The organism is Xanthomonas sp. SHU 166 (assembly GCF_000364685.1).
GTDB lineage: Bacteria > Pseudomonadota > Gammaproteobacteria > Xanthomonadales > Xanthomonadaceae > Xanthomonas_A > Xanthomonas_A sontii.
Map to the genome: position 1 here is coordinate 1 of NZ_AQOJ01000838.1, position 841 is coordinate 841.

The following is an 841-nucleotide window of genomic DNA, read 5'->3' on the forward strand; positions in this document are numbered from 1 at the left end:
ACCACAGCGTGGCCATGCCGCGCGCGCTGAAGAAACCGTTGGCGAACGGCGAGACCCGGATCGGCCGCCATGGCGCGAACCAGCGCTGTTCGCTCCACGGCCACCCCAGGGCCACGCCGAGGCCGCCGGAGGTCATCGCATCGAGCAGCGGATGCGAGGCGGTGCAGACGAACAGCCAGACGGCCGCCTGCAGCGCGCCGGCGCGCAGGGGCCGGTGCAGCAGCGCGCCGAGCGCGCCCAGTACCGCGGCGAACAACAGCGAGTGGCTGGCGCCGCGATGGCCGAAGGCGTCGGCGTAGGGGATGTGCAGGGCGAAGCCGAGCACGTCGGCGTCGGGCAGCATCGCCGCGACGATGCCGGCGCCGAGCAGGCGCGGGGAGATGCGCCCGCGATCGGCGGCGGCCCACAGCGCCAGCGGCACCGCGGCGTGGGTGAAGACGCTGGGCACCTCAGCAATCCTCGGCGCGGAAGGCGTCGCGCAGCCAGGTCAGCCGCGGCGGATCGCCCTCGGCCTCGACCACGTCGAAGCGGCACGGCCAGTTGGCGTACTGCGGATGCGCGGCCAGGAACAGTTGCGCCGCCAGCAGCAGGCGGCGGCGCTTGCGCAGGTCGACCGAGGCCGCGCCGCCGCCGAACGCAGTGCTGCGCCGGTACCGCACTTCGACGAACACCAGGCTTTGCGCCTGCTGCATCACCAGGTCCAGCTCGCCGCCGCGGAAGGCGACGTTGGCGGCGATCAGGCGCAGGCCGGCGCGCTCCAGTTCGGCGCGCGCCGCCGCTTCCACCGCGTTGCCGCGTCGGCGCCGCTCAGTTTCCATCGGGCAGCGGGGTCGGGCGCCCG

Annotated in this window: 2 protein-coding genes; both read right to left on the bottom strand. The window is 74.7% G+C overall.

Annotated features, from left to right (window positions below; all coding sequences use genetic code 11):
• A partial coding sequence (locus tag D180_RS19190) for a metal-dependent hydrolase (protein ID WP_017914047.1) occupies positions 1-448 on the bottom strand: 448 nt, incomplete at its 3' end.
• A gap of 1 nt (position 449) precedes the next feature.
• The gene (locus D180_RS19195) at positions 450-818 is read right to left on the bottom strand and encodes a YraN family protein (RefSeq protein WP_017914048.1); all 369 of its coding nucleotides are present in this window, start codon (positions 816-818) and stop codon (positions 450-452) included.
• Positions 819-841: the final 23 nt, after the last annotated feature.